At 47.8% G+C, this 16,651-nt stretch carries 18 protein-coding genes; 12 read left to right on the top strand and 6 right to left on the bottom strand.

The window, feature by feature from the left end:
- The first annotated feature begins 114 nt into the window (after positions 1-114).
- The 5 genes from ACIFQM_RS22120 (at position 115) to ACIFQM_RS22100 (ending at position 2,386) form a co-directional block, all read left to right on the top strand.
- Complete coding sequence (locus tag ACIFQM_RS22120) at positions 115-732, top strand: hypothetical protein (RefSeq protein WP_430038176.1); 618 nt, start codon at positions 115-117, stop codon at positions 730-732.
- A gap of 10 nt (positions 733-742) precedes the next feature.
- A complete protein-coding gene (locus ACIFQM_RS22115; RefSeq protein ID WP_430038179.1) occupies positions 743-1,087 on the top strand; it encodes a YkvA family protein in 345 nt (114 codons plus the stop codon).
- 30 nt (positions 1,088-1,117) lie between these two features.
- A complete protein-coding gene (locus ACIFQM_RS22110) occupies positions 1,118-1,456 on the top strand; it encodes a hypothetical protein (RefSeq protein ID WP_430045646.1) in 339 nt (112 codons plus the stop codon).
- Positions 1,457-1,462: 6 nt separating this feature from the next.
- On the top strand, positions 1,463-1,753 hold the full coding sequence (locus tag ACIFQM_RS22105) for a hypothetical protein (protein WP_430038186.1): 291 nt from the start codon (positions 1,463-1,465) through the stop codon (positions 1,751-1,753).
- 312 nt (positions 1,754-2,065) lie between these two features.
- The gene (locus ACIFQM_RS22100; RefSeq protein ID WP_014277849.1) at positions 2,066-2,386 is read left to right on the top strand and encodes a hypothetical protein; all 321 of its coding nucleotides are present in this window, start codon (positions 2,066-2,068) and stop codon (positions 2,384-2,386) included.
- Between the two features lie 153 nt (positions 2,387-2,539).
- Here ACIFQM_RS22100 and ACIFQM_RS22095 read toward each other — a convergent pair whose 3' ends face one another.
- The 3 genes from ACIFQM_RS22095 to ACIFQM_RS22085 all read right to left on the bottom strand — a co-directional run bounded on the left by ACIFQM_RS22095 (position 2,540) and on the right by ACIFQM_RS22085 (position 4,563).
- Entirely contained in the window at positions 2,540-3,394 is an 855-nt protein-coding gene (locus tag ACIFQM_RS22095; protein WP_430038190.1) for a 1,4-dihydroxy-6-naphthoate synthase, read from the bottom strand.
- Complete coding sequence (locus ACIFQM_RS22090; RefSeq protein ID WP_430038247.1) at positions 3,395-4,054, bottom strand: futalosine hydrolase; 660 nt, start codon at positions 4,052-4,054, stop codon at positions 3,395-3,397.
- A gap of 263 nt (positions 4,055-4,317) precedes the next feature.
- Positions 4,318-4,563 carry a hypothetical protein gene (locus ACIFQM_RS22085; RefSeq protein WP_430038193.1) on the bottom strand — a complete coding sequence of 82 codons (246 nt, stop codon included), beginning with the start codon at positions 4,561-4,563 and terminating at the stop codon, positions 4,318-4,320.
- Positions 4,564-4,867: 304 nt separating this feature from the next.
- Between ACIFQM_RS22085 and ppk1 the strand changes: the two genes are divergently transcribed.
- Entirely contained in the window at positions 4,868-6,988 is a 2,121-nt protein-coding gene (gene ppk1, locus ACIFQM_RS22080) for a polyphosphate kinase 1 (RefSeq protein WP_430038195.1), read from the top strand.
- Here ppk1 and ACIFQM_RS22075 read toward each other — a convergent pair.
- The gene (locus tag ACIFQM_RS22075; RefSeq protein ID WP_430038197.1) at positions 6,948-8,495 is read right to left on the bottom strand and encodes a Ppx/GppA family phosphatase; all 1,548 of its coding nucleotides are present in this window, start codon (positions 8,493-8,495) and stop codon (positions 6,948-6,950) included. The genes ppk1 and ACIFQM_RS22075 overlap by 41 nt on opposite strands.
- Positions 8,496-8,712: 217 nt before the next feature.
- Here ACIFQM_RS22075 and ACIFQM_RS22070 point away from each other — a divergent pair, with 217 nt between their 5' ends.
- Positions 8,713-9,369, top strand: coding sequence for a YheC/YheD family protein (locus ACIFQM_RS22070; RefSeq protein WP_430038199.1), 657 nt, complete (start codon positions 8,713-8,715; stop codon positions 9,367-9,369).
- Positions 9,370-9,650: 281 nt separating this feature from the next.
- Positions 9,651-9,794, top strand: coding sequence for a sporulation histidine kinase inhibitor Sda (locus tag ACIFQM_RS22065; protein ID WP_007431918.1), 144 nt, complete (start codon positions 9,651-9,653; stop codon positions 9,792-9,794).
- A gap of 160 nt (positions 9,795-9,954) precedes the next feature.
- Here ACIFQM_RS22065 and ACIFQM_RS22060 read toward each other — a convergent pair whose 3' ends face one another.
- Complete coding sequence (locus tag ACIFQM_RS22060) at positions 9,955-10,959, bottom strand: NAD(P)/FAD-dependent oxidoreductase (RefSeq protein ID WP_430038201.1); 1,005 nt, start codon at positions 10,957-10,959, stop codon at positions 9,955-9,957.
- Positions 10,960-11,204: 245 nt separating this feature from the next.
- On the opposite strand from ACIFQM_RS22060, the gene ACIFQM_RS22055 reads away from it, so the two are divergent.
- From ACIFQM_RS22055 to ACIFQM_RS22040, 4 genes are all read left to right on the top strand, one after another.
- Positions 11,205-12,395: an NAD(P)/FAD-dependent oxidoreductase gene (locus tag ACIFQM_RS22055; protein WP_430038203.1), complete on the top strand. Its 1,191-nt coding sequence runs from the start codon at positions 11,205-11,207 to the stop codon at positions 12,393-12,395.
- 166 nt (positions 12,396-12,561) lie between these two features.
- Complete coding sequence (locus ACIFQM_RS22050; protein WP_430038205.1) at positions 12,562-13,068, top strand: MarR family winged helix-turn-helix transcriptional regulator; 507 nt, start codon at positions 12,562-12,564, stop codon at positions 13,066-13,068.
- 116 nt (positions 13,069-13,184) lie between these two features.
- Positions 13,185-14,522 carry an HlyD family secretion protein gene (locus ACIFQM_RS22045; protein WP_430038207.1) on the top strand — a complete coding sequence of 446 codons (1,338 nt, stop codon included), beginning with the start codon at positions 13,185-13,187 and terminating at the stop codon, positions 14,520-14,522.
- Positions 14,519-15,685: an ABC transporter permease gene (locus ACIFQM_RS22040; RefSeq protein WP_430066128.1), complete on the top strand. Its 1,167-nt coding sequence runs from the start codon at positions 14,519-14,521 to the stop codon at positions 15,683-15,685. Before ACIFQM_RS22045 ends, ACIFQM_RS22040 begins: the two co-directional genes overlap by 4 nt.
- A gap of 124 nt (positions 15,686-15,809) precedes the next feature.
- On the opposite strand, the gene hemQ is transcribed toward ACIFQM_RS22040, so the two are convergent.
- The gene (hemQ, locus tag ACIFQM_RS22035) at positions 15,810-16,589 is read right to left on the bottom strand and encodes a hydrogen peroxide-dependent heme synthase (protein WP_430038211.1); all 780 of its coding nucleotides are present in this window, start codon (positions 16,587-16,589) and stop codon (positions 15,810-15,812) included.
- Positions 16,590-16,651: the final 62 nt, after the last annotated feature.

Below are 16,651 nucleotides of genomic sequence, written 5' to 3'. Positions count from 1 at the left end.
ATGAAACGAGTACCAGCACCCATGAATAGAGAATGAGAAAGCAGGAAGAATATACTAGATTATAAAAAGGGGTCATAGTAAAATATGACTATATAAATAGAGAGGAAGTTTGTTATGGGGGAATTAGGTAGTCATACTCAGTCTGTGGAGCCTCAATCACAGGCTGTTCGCAAGCTCGCAGTTGTAGCCACGGTCATTTCAGGAGTAGCGGTACTAGGATGTATAGCCTTGGCGGTATGGAATTATAATCTGAATACGAGGGTAAATACTTTGACGACAGCAAATGCTTCACTCAACAAGACAACACAAGCATTAACGAAGCAACAAAACGATACAGAGACGCTGCTGCAACAGGTTAGATTAGCAGCCAACCTGTCGTCCATATCGCATGCATTGGAGCAGACTTCTGTCGTTACTGATGATTTTGTATTGGAAAAAGTGACCTTTGATGTAGCAGAGAATGGTACGTTGAAGGGTGTGCTTTTAAATGTGAACAATCAACCGAATCTTGGTTTGGGTGGCGCTTATCAAGGTTATGGTAAATATAATATGGCTTCTTCTACTTTGACAAAGAAGGCGGAGGAAGTCATAAACATCGCTATGAAAGAGTATGGTACATCGGACAAGCTTCCGGTATGGGATAAGAAGAAGACGACGGTGGAAATGACGGTCCACAATTATCCGCTTGGAAAGCGGGAAGGTGGAATTTTCAAGCTTGCCAGTCAGCAATAGGAGGAGCCTTATGAAGGATTTTGATGTAACTAAAGCCAAGTATGATCCGAAGCAGGAAGAAAAGGTGAAAAAGGGATTTTTCAAAAAGGTGAAATCCACGGCCGGGAAGGTTCCCTTTGTGAAGGATGCGCTGGCCATGTACTATTGTGCGTTAGATCCTGAAACGCCTCTTTATGCCAAAGGGGTGGCCTTCGGGGCCTTGGCCTATTTTATTTCTCCATTGGATGCCATATCGGATGTTATTCCGATGCTGGGCTTCACGGACGATGCGGGTGTCGTGCTGGCGGCCTTAAAAGTGCTGGACATGCATATCAAGCCTGCCCACCGGGAGAAGGCGAACGAATTTCTTTCTTGAGGATTGCTTAAAGAGCGGGGGAGCTAAAGAATGGATAGGTACACGCCTACAGCGAGGGAACGCTGGCAAATGAGACGGAGTGAGCCACAGCCGCAGGGCTGGGTGCTAGCTTTGTTTGGCTGGATTTTTGCAGGATTAGGGCTACTATTAAGTATTTTAGTCATTGGTAATCTGTCGGCTATTCTGGGTTTAGTCTTCGGCATTTTGACGAAACGGATAGAGCAACGAGATACACAGGGCATCCTTATTATCGTTTTAAGCTCCATTGGGATCGGCATCGGGTTGTTGATTTTTATTATTTTTGGAGCACAAGGTTTTGTGGAAGGCCTGATAAGAGGTTATAATGAGCATTATCAGCCAGGGAGGTAGACAGCATTGAGCGTCATTATTTCACAGCAGATTACAGCAACGGGCGTGAAGGAATATACGAAGGTCATTAAAACATTGGATTCGCATTTTACCCCATTGGTTGGACAGAAAATCAGGGATACGGCTTTTGGCGATATGCAATATTATGATGTTGAGGACGTGTTTATTGATCTGACAGAGAACGAATATTGGGTCATTTTACCTGCCGTTCTGCTGCATACCGATGATATCGAGGATGTACGGGATGCGGTGCGTGAGTATCGTTCACATGGATGGGAATGTACAAAACCTGTGTAAATCCATACGGCATAAGCATCTATACAGAAACGTCTTTCTTTTGCGAGGTAGGCGTTTTTTTATGTATTTGTGCATAAAATCTTCCTAATGATTGGCATGAAAAGAAAGAATTAATGCTGAAAATGCGCGAATTGTATCATTTTTTATCATAAAACGACAGGTTGGGAAATGAAATCGTACTTAATGTGTTATACTTAGAATATCAAAGGACAAGAGTCTAAAACGACCGGTAAGGCCCTTTCTTTGAAGAGCCTCGTAAGGTTCAACGTTTATCCAAAATAAATGGTCAAAAGGAAAAGGGGAAATGCTAACGTGAGAGTAAATTTGAAATTTACGAACAAAGGGCAAGTTGCAGTCGAGAAGTTCAACAATGAGGAGCTTATCGAAATCTTTACCCGCTACATTAAAACGTTAAGCAAGAAGTATGATATCTCGGTTACTGTACCGGAGGATCTGAATGAGCAGATCTTGGCAGAGGGCACGGTGAAGGTCGTGTTGGATAAGATTAATTGTGACATGGACGCTTTTTTCAAGGAGCTGAGCCGGGATATCAAGGTGCCACTGGTCAAAAGATTGGGTACCAAATTGGATAACGTGTTTAAGACCGAGGTCGTGGAGCAGGAACAGAATTAAGGATAAGGATCAGGCGAATCTGAATTGGGGATTCGCAATATGAAATCATAAAACCTCCCGAATGGGGCGCATGGCTAGGCAATGTGCTCGTTCGGGAGGTTTTATATGTTTAAGGCTGCTTTAATCAGCAGGAAATCATGCAATGGTGGTTCATTAGCGGGTTCTGGATGCAAGGCGCAGCTTGGCTAAATCAAACGAAGGCACAAGCCCTTCATGGGCGGCGCGTCCGAGCAGTGCTTCGATGGCTGCATAGCCGCTGTCGCCCAGATTGGCGGTAAAGTCGTTCACGTACAGGTCGATATGCGATTGGGCTACATCCGGTGACAGCTCCTGTGCATGGGACAATACATATTCGCGCGAAGCCTCGGGATGCTTCCAAGCGTACTCGACAGAGGCGTGGATCCAGCCTGCAATGGCTTCGAGGTCCAGAGAACGGCGGGCAATAATGGCTCCAAGCGGAATCGGGAGACCCGTATCTTCTTCCCACCAGTTGCCCAGATCCACTTGCTTGCTGAGACCGTAGGATGGATACGTGAAACGTGCCTCGTGAATGACCAGCCCGGCATCCATATGTCCGTCACGGACAGCAGGCATGATCTGGTCGAACGGCATCACGACAATTTCACCGACCCCTCCCGGCACATGCTTGGCGGCCCACAGGCGGAATAGCAGATAGGCTGTGGAGCGTTCGCTCGGCACAGCTACGCGCTTGCCGGACAGGGCTTCCGGTCCTTCCGCCGTGGTGCCTTCCTTGGTCAGCACGAGCGGACCGCAGCCCCGACCCAGCGCGCCGCCGCAAGGCAGCAGGGCGTATTCGTCCAGCACCCAAGGGAGTGCAGCATAAGAGATTTTCATGACATCCAGCCCGTTTGGCGTTACCGCCAGATTGTTAGTGATGTCGATATCGGCAAATGTAATGTCCAGCGCGGGTGCGCCCGGAATCAACCCGTGCGCCAAGGCATGGAAGACAAAGGTGTCGTTGGGACAAGGTGAAAAAGCAATTTGCATCTATATAACCTCCGTTATTGTAGAAAATGCGGCTTCCAACGCCTGCAAAGCCTCTTTGATCCGCCAGGCTGCGCGGTCACGTGGGCCTACTGCATTGGAAATCGTGCGGATTTCCATCACAGGCAGCCCCAGCCTGTTCGCTGCTACGGCTACCCCATAGCCTTCCATCGCTTCGGCAGCGGCTCCGGGAACGCGCAGCCCCAGCCGTTCTGCCGTAGCCGCTGTACCTGTGGCCGTCGTGACGGTCAGGATCGGCCCAGCCACAGCTGTCTGTCCGGCGGCGCGTAGCGCCTGAACGAGCCGCTGTGTGGTTGCGCTATTCACGGCGATTCGGCTGGAGCCGAAGCCCAGCTCGTCCACGCTGCTGAAGCCTTCCGCCGTCTCGGCCCCGAGGTCGGCGGCGATGATCGCGTCAGCGACGACGACGCTCTCCAGTGCGGCGACATCCACGAAGCCGCCGCCGATTCCGGCGCTGATGACCAGGCGGTAGCCACCGCCAGCCAGTGCCAACGCGGTCGAAGCTGCTGCGGACGGAGCGCCCACACCAGCCAGTTCAACTGCAAAGCGGGTGTCGCCGTTCAGCCCGCGCAGCACGGCTTCCCGTTCGTCTTCAACCGCGGTCATGATCAGGATGCGTCTGTCTGATGTTGTATGCTCCATTGGTTGAGTCCCCTTTAGATTTAGATCATATGTTACTTTATCATACTGCTTTTTGAAACGATGTTCAAAAAATAACGACAAAAAAAAGCGCTCTGTGGCGCCTTTTGGATAAACCTGTAATATGTTAACAAACCGAAAGCCAGCAGCATAGCTGCCTTAAAGAATAACGTTTAGCCTATAAGTTAACAGTTAGATGGCAGTTATATTCAAGAAAAAAAAGCATTTCTAATCTGGAAGAACAGTACAGACATAGCATATAATAATTATATCGGCTGATCCTTGGTGATCAACTGAAACATCGTGATATTGCGGTCATAATGGCTTTGGGTCCCATCCTGATTGCGCACCCGAATCATCTCGCTGCTGAACAATTCGATATATCCGCAGCCAATCTCGCAGTATACGCCCGTCGGGTCCTCCTGCCAGACTGAAACGAGATGCTGAGACAGCGCCGCGGTGAAAAATTCGATGTTTTTTTGCAGTACGCGTGGCGTTTTCTTGGGTTCCATAACGTAAATCCTCCTATATGATGCCATTTGAAAATGAAGCAGTTGAACGTGGCTGGTATGTGACAAGTAACAGAGTGATAACATAAAAAGCGATGAAAACTACGATTCGACAATCTATCTCAATGAAACAGACGTAAACACTGTACCCTTTAATACTATTTTTGTAAAGTATCCGATTGACCTTTTCAACATCAGGCTGCATTTTACACACATTTTACATTGTGTTTACACAGTCGTGATGCTAGTGCGTTTCATCTAATAGTACAATAAAACATAACTATACTGCATGATTGATGGAGGCCATATGTTGATAGAGAGTCAGAATAAGGATAAAGATAAAGATAAAGCCGGGTCAGAACGCTACTTTAATCGGGATTTGAGCTGGATTGAATTTAACCGACGTGTGCTTCAGGAAGCTCAGGATACAGACACACCGTTGCTGGAAAGAGCCAAATTTTTGGCGATTGTGTCCAGCAATCTGGATGAATTTATGGCTGTTCGGGTGGCAGAGACGCGAGAGAAGATTAAGGCCGGGTTTATGCAAAAGGATTTTACCGGATATACTCCCTCCGGTTTGTACAAACGGCTGATCAAGCGCACGGTCTCAATGGTATCGGAGCAGTATCGAGCCTATCGCGAAATTTCCCGCCTGTTGACGAAAAAGGGGATTTTGCTGCTTGAATATGAGGGCTTGAATGCGACACAGCGCAAGTCTCTGGATACGTACTTTCATGAAATTATATTTCCTGTGCTGACGCCGATGGCGGTTGATCAGAGCCGTCCATTTCCACTAGTTCACAATAAATACGTATATTTGGCAGTTGTACTGAGACGTCAAGGGGATACGGAGGAGGATAAGCCGTTTTTTGCCATTGTACAGGTGCCTTCCAATATTCCGCGTGTCGTTTCTGTGCCGCTACGCTCCAATAGCAAGAAGAAATCATTCATTTTAATTGAAGAGTTAATTAAGCATCATATTCAAACGCTGTTCACAGGTTATGTGCCGGAATCAGTTCAAGCCTTCCGTGTCACACGCAATTCCGATTTGTCCATTAATGAAGAAGAGATCGAAGATTTGCTCGAAGAGATTGAAAAAGAGCTGCGTCGCAGAAGACGCGGTGCGCCAGTCAGGCTGGAAGTGGAAAAAGGGATTCATCCCTTTGCTCTGATGGAGCTTCAGCGCGAATTCAAGCTGTTCGATCATGTGTTTGAGATGGACGGGCCGCTGGATTTGACGTTTCTGTCGTCCTTTGCCGATCAATTGGAAGGGTATTCGCATTTGAAGTTTCCGTCGATCAAGCCGTTGTACCCGGAAGAGCTGCCCCCGCAGGAGGATATTTTCAATGTACTCCGCAAACGGGACGTGCTGGTATATCATCCGTATGAGTCGTTCGATGCGGTAACGGATTTTATCATTGAAGCGTCCGAGGACCCGGATGTGATGGCGATCAAAATGACCTTGTACCGGGTCAATGGAGAATCGAGGCTGATTCCGGCATTAGCTCGTGCGGCTGAATCGGGCAAGCAGGTTACGGTGGTGGTAGAGCTGAAAGCCCGCTTTGACGAGGAGCGTAATATTGCCTGGGCACGCAAGCTTGAAAAAGCAGGCTGCCATGTGGTGTACGGGCTGGTCGGCTTGAAGACCCATGCTAAAATTATTCTCGTGGTACGCCACGAGCGTAACGCACTTAAGCGCTACGTGCATGTGGGGACTGGCAACTACAATGAAAGCACGGCCCGCGTATATACGGATATCGGGTTATTCACGTCAGACCCGGTCTTGGGCGAGGATGCCTCCGAGCTGTTTAATGAAATCACGGGCTTCTCCGCACTCAAGACGCTGCAAGCTTTTACGGTGGCTCCGACGGGAATGAAAAACAAGCTGTTCGAGCTGATCCGTAGGGAAGCAGAGCAAGCTTTGGCAGGCAAGCCCGCCCGGATTATCGCCAAAATCAACTCCTTATCCAGTCAGGAGATGATTGATGAACTATATGCAGCTTCTCAGGCGGGTGTGAAGATTGATCTGATCATTAGAGGGGTCTGCTGCTTGCGTCCCGGTGTGGAAGGCTTCAGCGAGAATATCAGCGTCATCAGTATTGTGGATCGCTTTCTGGAGCATTCCAGGCTGTTTTATTTTGAAAATGCAGGGGCTTCTGAGTTGTTCCTGTCCAGCGCGGACTGGATGACTCGCAACCTGACACGTCGGATTGAGCTAATGTGCCCGATTTATGATGACCGGATCAAGGGAATGCTGTCGGATATTTTGCGTTTGTCCTTGAGAGATAATGTGAAGGCGCGGCAGCTTCTGTCTAATGGCAGCTATCAGTTTGTGGCAAGAAACGACGAAGAGGCCCCTATGCGGAGCCAATCCGAAGCCATGAAGGTTAGAAATTGGAAGAAGGAAGAATGGACCACGACAACGTAAGGTTCCATGCTTTTTGAAAATCTTTGGCGACAGCCTCCAGCTCCCGCTGTTCCAGAATCGGTTCACCCGTGCTTTCCAGACGAAGATGTAGCGCATCGTCACCTGTGGTGGGATTGATGCTGGTGATGATGCCGGATTCGCTCCGATCCATGCCGATCGCAAGCTGGAGCAGGGAGCCTAACCGATGTACACGTTCTTCGTCGGAAGGCTCCAGAATATCGGCATGTGTGCGCAGCAGTCGGGGCGTCCGATTCTTGGGATGATAGTCTGCGATCAGCGCAGCCAGCACCGTTTCCTGATGGGATAAACCTCCGATGCCCGCGTGCAGGATCCAGAACACAGAATGCTGTCGGAAATGATAGTAATTTAAGGCTGCTCCGGTTTTGTACAGCGTTGCAGCGGTCAGCAACAGACGTTTGTCCATCGCTGAGGATGATACGTCAGTCCATACGCCAACGAGTTCGTCATACAGCCGCACAGCGTACTCGTTAACCCGCTTGACGTGCTCTTCGCTAACCGGTACAGCGAATGAAAGTATATTGCGGATCGACGCGATGAGCGGATTGTCGACCACAGGCTTTTCGGCATTGACCAGTTTATGAAACAAACCGTCACGCAAGCCCGCTCCGCTGACCAAATAGGTGGAGCCATGAGCGGCCTCGAATATCGTTTTCAATATAACTAGCCCCGGAATAATAATGTCGGCTCTGTCTTTGGACAGGCCGGCTGTTTTTTTGCGTTTTTCATAGGGAAGATGGGGCAGACTGACATAAAAATAATCGACATCTTCTGTCGTCATTTCGTAATGGTGCGTCACGGGCAACGAGTAATCCTGCCGCTTCTGATTGATTTTGGCCAAGGTACGCAAGGTACCCCCCAAACCGATGAACGGCAGGCCCGGATTGGAAAAGATCCAATCATGGTCTTGCAGGGAAGAACGGACGAAGCTCTCCATCTCCTCAAGCTGCTGAGGGGACCATTCACCATTCCTGACTTCCCGGCCAAAGCGCGAATTCGTGTTGACCGCGCCAAAAGGAAACGAGACGGTATGAAGCCGCTGTCGCTCGCGGAACAGCGTAATTTCGGTACTGCCGCCCCCGATGTCAATAATAATGCCGTCGTTTACATTCATGGTATTGACGACGCCCAGAAAACCGGCATAGCCTTCCTGCTCCCCGCTCAATATTTCCAGCGTTAAGCCTGTTTCCTCGGCAATCCATTGAACAATCTCATCCGAATTCGCCGCATTACGGATAGCGGCCGTCGCTGCTGCACGCATACGAACAACCTCGTGCATACGGCATACCGTTATAAATTGGCGCAGTAATGGAGCGATGCTTCGAATCGCTTCCCGCTCCATGCGGCCGTTGGTTCCAACCTTTTCACTTAGTCGGGCAGCCTCTTTGCATTCCTGGACAATTCTGTAGGCTCCTGACTCTGTTATTTCATAGATCACTAGACGTATGGAGTTGGAGCCAATGTCCATGATGCCGATTTTGCTGTTCATGAGTTGACCTCCTTGTCGAAAAAACAATTTGCCGGCAAACCCGCTGCTCCGTGCAAATATAAGTAGATTATTGTCATTGTACCAGTGATGTCCTGTGCTTGCTACCGTTAGCATGATCTTGTCGAAATGGATATGTGCCTCGGGCAATCATCCAAGAATAGAGCATCCATGTTGAGTATGTATAAGTGTAGTGTGACGGCGAAAGGAGAGAGGATTCATGAGACAACTTGCAAGCAAGTGGTTAAAGACGAAGGTGCTGCTCCGCCATCCGTATACCGCCGTTTATATACCGGAAACGTGTCTGTATAGCGAAGATCAACTGCGAATGATGCTGCGGCGGCAAGCTTTTGTGTTCATAAAGCCTGTGAAGGGCGGCGGTGGAATCGGAGTCATGCGTGTGGCTAGGGAGCGCAGAGAATACACCTGCACGCGCATGGAACGCACATACCGGTTCAGCAGCTTTGGAGAGCTTGCTGTCGGAATCGGAAAGCTCCGGCTCCAGCGTCCGTATTTGATTCAGCAGGGTATTTTGTTGGCTACGATTCAGGGCAGACCTGTTGACTATCGGGTAAAAGTAGTGAAAGTGGGCCAGAAATGGGTTTTCCGGTCGGTGGTTGCACGTCATGCCCGTCCCGGACTGGTCATTACGAACCTGTGCAAAGGGGGAATTCTGATAAAGGGAATGGATGCACTTCGGAAGATTTATCCCCGTCGGGTGGCTATCCAAAAGCGTCGTGAAATCGTTAATCTTACACAACGATGTATTCCTGTACTGGAGAAAAGATTTCCGGGGATTGGACAATTGGGATTTGATTATGGACTTGATCCGAATGGACGGATATGGATTTTGGAGGTAAACACAAGACCCCAATAATCCTTGATTTCTTAAATTAACTCCCATAAAATTCAATTTAGTGGATTGTAAATATAATCTATATGTGTAAACTATAAAAATATTTTTTTTATTTACAAGCGTTAAAATCCTGTGTATAAGTATTGTCCACATTATCCCCTGTCACATATAAGGCTTTACGACACTTACCAACAATTTATACACAGGATTTCCACAACGTGCTGTGGATAACAGAACGCTTGTTCCGTTTTTGGTATTTTGATAGAATAGATTTTGAAATAAAAGGAAAGGTTGTGTCGAGGATGGCTATGCTGACGGATGAAATGCTTTTGGATTCCTATCAGATGGCAATCGAGCTTAAACTTGAATGTGACTTCATTGCACTGTTGCTGGCTGAGATTCACAAAAGAAACTTAGAGATGAATACAGCCGTAGTCCTTCATTAGACCGGACAAGCTCTCGTACTGCGACTGTGAAGTCATTCAGGGTTCGAATGGCTTTACGGACAATCATTGCAACGAATAGGCACACCGTAGAAAAGGGTATTTCACTCCAATAATTCAAATTTGGAGTAAAACACCCTTTTTTGTCATAGTCTAGAATAGACTACAGCTTCATGTTACTACTGTGACCCGGGGACAGCTTGGCGTCCGGATCAACATAAACCTTGGCGTTGTTGACGGCTGTAGGCGCTTCACCGAAGCCGACAGCAATCAGCTTGAGCTTGCCTGGATAGGTCGTGATGTCCCCAGCGGCGAAAATGCCGGGAATATTCGTTTCCTGACGGGAATCGACCACGATGGAGTTACTTTCGATTTCGATTCCCCATTCGGCAATCGGGCCGAGAGTGGATACAAATCCAAAGTTAACGATCACATCGTCCACTTCGATTTCCTGAGTTTCTTTGGTTTTTACATGAGCAAGGGTAACCTTCGTAATCGAGTCTTCTCCGTGCAACTCTGTAATTTCAGTCGGTGTAACAACGTTTACTTTGGAAGCGAGGAGGTTTTCTACACTGTGTTCATGCGCACGGAACTTGTCGCGCCGATGAATCAATGTAACCTGTTCTGCAATCGGTTCCAGCATGAGCGCCCAGTCTACCGCAGAGTCGCCGCCGCCGCTGATCAGCACTTTCCGGCCTGCAAATTTGCTCAGGTCACTAACAAAGTAATGCAGGTTCGTTTTTTCAAAACGATCTGCGCTCGGCAGCTCCAGTCTGCGCGGCTCGAAAGCACCCACGCCAGCGGTGATAATGACCGCTTTACCGTGATACTCGCTGCCTTTATCTGTTTTTACGATGAAGTGGCGTTCTTCCTTTTTCTCTAATGATACGACTTTCTCTTCTAACTGTACTTCTGGATTAAAGTGGTTCATCTGCTGAACCAGATTGTTGACCAGTTCCTGTGCAGTCACTTTAGGAAAGCCAGCGACGTCATAAATATATTTTTCAGGATAAAGGGCTGCAAGCTGGCCCCCGAGTTGGGGCATACTTTCAATTAAGGTGACGGATGCCTGGCGCATTCCCCCGTAGAAAGCAGCGAAAATACCGGCTGGACCGCCTCCGATGATAATCAGATCGCGGAGCTCCGCACCTGTGGATTGAGCTGTCACTCTAAAAACACCTCCGAAAGGGATAGTATGGATAATGGATATTGAATGTTGAATCAGCCGCATAGAGGTTAAAAAAAGCCATCGAACGTATGATTCACTGTCTATCATTATAAACTGCCGGGTTCCGCTTGCAAAGTTTAAGCGAATTATTATTTGATGAAGGTTATCCGGCGTGTATAAATAAGCCATTTTGAGAGCAAAGCTGTGAATAATCACTGATTACGTAAACCGGAAGGGGTAGAAGCATGAGCAGTATTCCCAAAATTGTCATTGTGGGTGCCGGGTATGGGGGTATTTTGACGGCTCAGCAATTGCAAAAGGAGCTCAAGCACAACGAGGCGGATGTCACGCTGATTAACCGCCATGATTACCACTATATAACAACGCATCTCCACATGCCCGCAGCGGGTACGGATACGATTGAGCATTCACGTATTCCGATTTCGCAGCTGATCGATGAGTTCAAGGTGGATCTAATCAAAGGGACGGTTAAGGATATCATACCGAAGGAGAAAAAAATCGTGCTGGAGGATGGATCGTTATCCTACGATTATCTAGTAATCGGGCTGGGCGGAGAACCGGAAACCTTCGGTATTCAGGGGATGGATAAGTTCGCGCTTACGATTCGAAGCATTAACTCGGTCCGCTTGATCCGTGAGCATATCGAATACCAGCTTGCTTTGTATAAAAATGACGGAAACCCCGGACGGCTAAATTTTGTAGTCGGAGGCGCGGGCTTTAGCGGCATTGAATTCATAGCGGAGCTGGCGGATCGTCTGCCACAATTGGCGAGAGCCTATGATATTGACTTTAACCGGATTCAAATCATTAACGTCGAGGCGGCTCCTACGGCATTGCCAGGCTTCGATCCGGAGCTGGTAGAATACGCGATGGATGTCCTTAAGCGCAAGGGCGTTACCTTCCGCATCGGTGTTCCCATTAAGGAATGTCTTGAGGATGGCGTCATTGTCGGTGAGGGTGAGAAAATCGAAGCCTGCACGGTCGTGTGGACTGGAGGTATTCGTGGTAACGGTCTGATCGAGAAAGCCGGATTTGAAGTGATGCGCGGACGGGTGAAGATCGACGATTTTCTACGCGCACCGGGCCATGACGACATTTTTATTATTGGGGACAGTTCTTTAATGTTTAATCCCGAAGGACGCCCGTATCCGCCGACCGCCCAAATTGCGATGCAGCAAGGGGTACTCTGCGCGAAGAATCTGGCAGCCACGCTTCGTAAAAAGGAGCTGCACAAGTTTGTATTTTCCAACAAAGGCACGGTTGCTTCTCTTGGAAAAGGGGAGGCTGTCGCGGTTGTGGGCAATCGCAAAATAAAGGGCTGGATAGCCGCGCAGCTGAAGAAAATTGTGGATATCCGCTATTTGTTCATCATTGGCGGGATTCCGTTGGTGCTGAAAAAGGGACGGTTTTTCTAAGCTTGAGCATGACATCAAAAAAATCCCGTCATTGAGAAGGTTTCCATGACCCCTGGCCAGGGAGCTTGGAAACCTTTTTTATTAATGTACCTCTAAAAAGAGTATTGACACATAACTATACGACGACGTATAGTGTGGATATTAATTACAGAGGAGGGGGTTTACGTTGTATTTTGATTTTAACTTCAAGGGTGATCCCAAAAAGATAAATTTATTGGCAGAAAAAATTCCCCATGTGGACCCCCAATCGTTGAGTACGCTAGTGCTTTTCATGCAGACGGCTCATGAAGTATACAATGGTGTGTGCTCCAGACTGTCCGAATATGGACTATCGATTGGAAGTCTGAAAATCTTAATCCCGCTGTATCTGCATGAACGTGCGTTGACTCCATCTGAACTGGCCGAATATTCAGGAGTTACTCGTTCAACCGTAACCAGTGTAATCGACAAGTTGGAACGTGACGGTATCATCCGAAGAAGTACGCTGGCGGATCGCCGGATGACTGCGATCTCCTTGACGGAGGAAGGAAGACAGTTAATGACGGAAAGAATTCCGATGTTCATTCAGCTTTTTTCGGATTTATTGAAGGAATTTACGAAGGAAGATCATGTCCACTTCGCTGGGATGCTACAGAAGCTTTCCACAGGTCTGGAGGAAATAAAACGGGAATAATTACTTTTCCCAGCATCAATAGTTAGACGTCGTACTATTAGATTGCGTACTTGTTTTTTAAACAATTATTTTTCGCTTATTATTGGCTAAATCATCATGAAGGAGAGTTCATTGCAATGAATAAAAAGATCATTGTGTACGTTATACTTGTTGCCGCATTAGGTACTGGAGGTACGCTGATGGCTATGAGCGGCAAGGATGCTGTGAGTATGGCTGCCACACAAAAAAACACGCTGCTTACGGCAGATACCGTAAATGTCGCTTTTCAGGGCGTTGGGGGAAGAGTGAACACCATTGAGGTGAAGGAGGAACAACAGGTGAAAAAAGGGGAGGTGCTCATGACCCTTGATCCTGTGGACCTCGACCTGCAAATTGAGAAATTAAAAACGGATATCGCGCAGGCTGATGTAAAAATAAAGCAGGCTAAAGACGGACTGCAAAACCAGTCAGAGAAAATTTCGACTTCAGAAAAACAGGGGCAACTCGATATTCAGGCTGCGCAAGCGGGAGAATCCCTGTTGAACCAAGGCACACGAGTGGAGGATATCCAAAAGCAAAGGCTGGCTATTGAAGCAGCGCAGCAGTCGTTGGACGCATCTCTGACAGGAGTGGAGACAGCCAAAAGAAATGCAGAGATCGCGCAAAAGACAGTGACCTCCAGACAACAGGCGCATGAGCTGGCTAAAGTCAATTACAACCGTATCAAAGCTTTGTACGATGCCGGGGCTGGAACCAAGGCGGAGCTGGATAACGTCAAAAACCAACTGGATTCTGCCCAAATTGCGCTGGATACAGCCCGGGATCAGGTGGAGATTGCTAATAATCAGATTACTTCCGCCGGCAAACAATCCGACATTGCTAAAAATAGTATCGCCCAGCAGCAAACCGCTCTGGAAAAAATGGAGGCAGGCGCAACCGCAGAGGAACGCGAACAGGCCCGCATCAAAACAGAAAAGGCCAAGGAAGCACTAACCCAGACCTCCCAAACACGTAAAGATGTTAAAAATAGTGAATACAACCTGGATCTTCTGGCTCAACAAAAACAGGCATTATCCGTTCAGCTCAAAACCTTGCAATTGCAGCGCGGACGTACGGTGCTGAAGGCATCTACAGATGGTAAAGTGTCCCGCATTGTTCCCAAGATGGGAGAAATCGTTGCTACGGGGGCAACAGGCGTCGTTATTGAAACCAACCAGCTATACTATGATATTTATGTGGATGAGGATTCCATCTCACAGTTTAAAGCAGGGGAAAATGTGGCTTCACATGTCGTCGCTATAGACAAAAATATCCAGGGCAAGGTGAGATACGTTACCTCTGCTCCGCAGTATACCAATATGAGAATGAGTCGGGATAAAGGTTTGTCGGATATAAGCTCCTTCCAGGTAAGGGTAGATGTTCAGCGAACACCTGAATTATTACCTGGCATGACGATAGAGGTTGTGACGAAATGAAGGCGTTTATAGAGGAATGGAAGCTATTGATCAGCGGCAAGCTGGTATTCGTTATGCTGCTCGTCCCGATTGTCGTATCGGCATCTTTAGGGTTTGTTTTTAAAAACAATCAGCTGAATGATGCCTCTGTCGCTGTAGTCGATTTAGATCATAGCCATTATAGCCGACAGCTTATTAATAAATTAAATGCATCTCAGTATATTGATGTACGTTATGTGCAAGAGAATGAAACCGATCCGAATTTACTCTTATATAATGAAAAATTTTTTGCAGTGATTTATCTTCCGGTAGGTCTGGAGGAGAATAGAGTTAAGGGAGTCCAGAGCAACATCGGCTTTTATGTAGATAACACGGTCGGGCTGGCTACAGGGAATCTGCGGTCGGCGGTGACGGAGATCATTGCCACGGAAAATGCGATGCTGGCTGGTGGTGGACTAAGGGGCATGGGAATGAGTGACAGCCAGGTTACAGGGCTTACCTCCAATATGCTGCTCCAGCAGCGTCTGCTGTATAATCCCACCAACGTCACGCTGATGACCTCGGTTATGGGGTTCATGAATACGGTCATGATTTCGCTGATGGGTGCTGCTGCGCTGACGATTGTTCCTCGCTTAAGGGAGGAAGGACGATTAAAAGATGAGCTGCAGCATTCATACGGTCTGATTCTGAGGGTGATACCGTATGCGGTAGTTGGATGTGTATCCTTTTTTCTATCCATTGGTTTGCTCAAGCAGATCGGCGGACTCCGTTTTGAAGCCAATGTATGGCAAATGAGTATTCCGTTTCTAATGTACACGATTACTTTGGGTTTGTTTGCAATGGTTCTGGGATGGAGTGCGGCTAATCCGGGAAAAGCTTCCCCGCGTCTCATGCTGCTTATATTGCCTTCGTTTATGCTGAGTGGTGCTCAATTGCCGGTAGCTATGCTACCTCCATCGTTGCAGTATGTAAGTAACATTCTTCCATTAACCTGGCATTTCAAGTTTTTGAGAGGGGTGGGATTCAAGGGCGGAAGCTTGAAGTATTTCATTCCTGAGGTTGGAGGATTTTTGATCCTGTTAAGTGCTTTGTTGCTTCTGATCTTTATTCTGATTGCTCTGGAGAAAAGAAAGCTGGCAAAAAGCGAGGATGCAGCTGTAGTGGTTGAACCTGTGTTACACTAATATATAAGAATATGATTTTTCAGGCGCCCGTGAGGGGGCCTTTTCTCATCTTGTGTGGCTTTGAAGCACGTAAAAAAGGATTCCGCAGTCCCTAAAGCGGGAGCTCACGAAATCCTTGGTCGTTTTATAGCTTTAACATGTCTTCAAATGTTTCTTCGTTCAGGACGCTGCCGACATAGAAGGAGCCGAACTCGCCGTAACGGGCGCTGACTTCGTCAAAACGCATTTCGTAGATCAGCTTTTTAAATTGAAGTGCATCGTCGGCGAACAGCGTGACACCCCATTCCCAATCGTCGAAGCCGATAGAACCGGAAATGATTTGCTTCACTCTGCCAGCGTAGCTGCGTCCGATCAAACCGTGGCTGCGCATCAGAGTGCGACGCTCATCCATCGAAAGCATGTACCAGTTGTCATCCAGATCGCGTTTTTTGTTCATCGGATAGAAGCAAATATATCGAGCCTTGTTCAAAACAGGCTTCAGACGTGCAACAATTTGCGGATTTTGCATCGGATCTTCTTCTTTGCTCAAATAGTTGCTCAGCTCGACCACACTCACGTAAGAGTAGGTTTTAGTCGTATATTTGGCAAAGGTTGTTTTGTTAAAATCATTTTCGAGTTTGTTGAGGTCCTCCAGCGTTTCGCGTAGATGCAACATCACAAAATCAGCCTTTTGTCCGATTACTGTATATACGGCAGAGCTGCCCTGACCCGCTTCCTCGGTAACGCTCCATTCCTTCATAAACTCTTGAAGCTCGTCCAGCGCCCCGGCGCGTTCTTCATCGTCTGCTGATTTCCATGCCGTCCAGTTGATGGATCGGAAATCGTGAAGTGCATACCAGCCTTCCAGCGTGGATGCTACTTCATTTGGTGTTGATGGGGGGTGTTGAGGTTGATGTTGGTTCACAATGGTCACTCCTTTTTTCAAATCTGTAAATAATCATCGGCATGGCCGAAACATGTGCGTTG

Source organism: Paenibacillus sp. NRS-1782 (assembly GCF_050467685.1).
GTDB lineage: Bacteria > Bacillota > Bacilli > Paenibacillales > Paenibacillaceae > Paenibacillus > Paenibacillus terrae_A.
The sequence above is the reverse complement of the archived record's forward strand: the minus strand, read 5'-3'. Positions and strand labels throughout refer to the sequence as shown.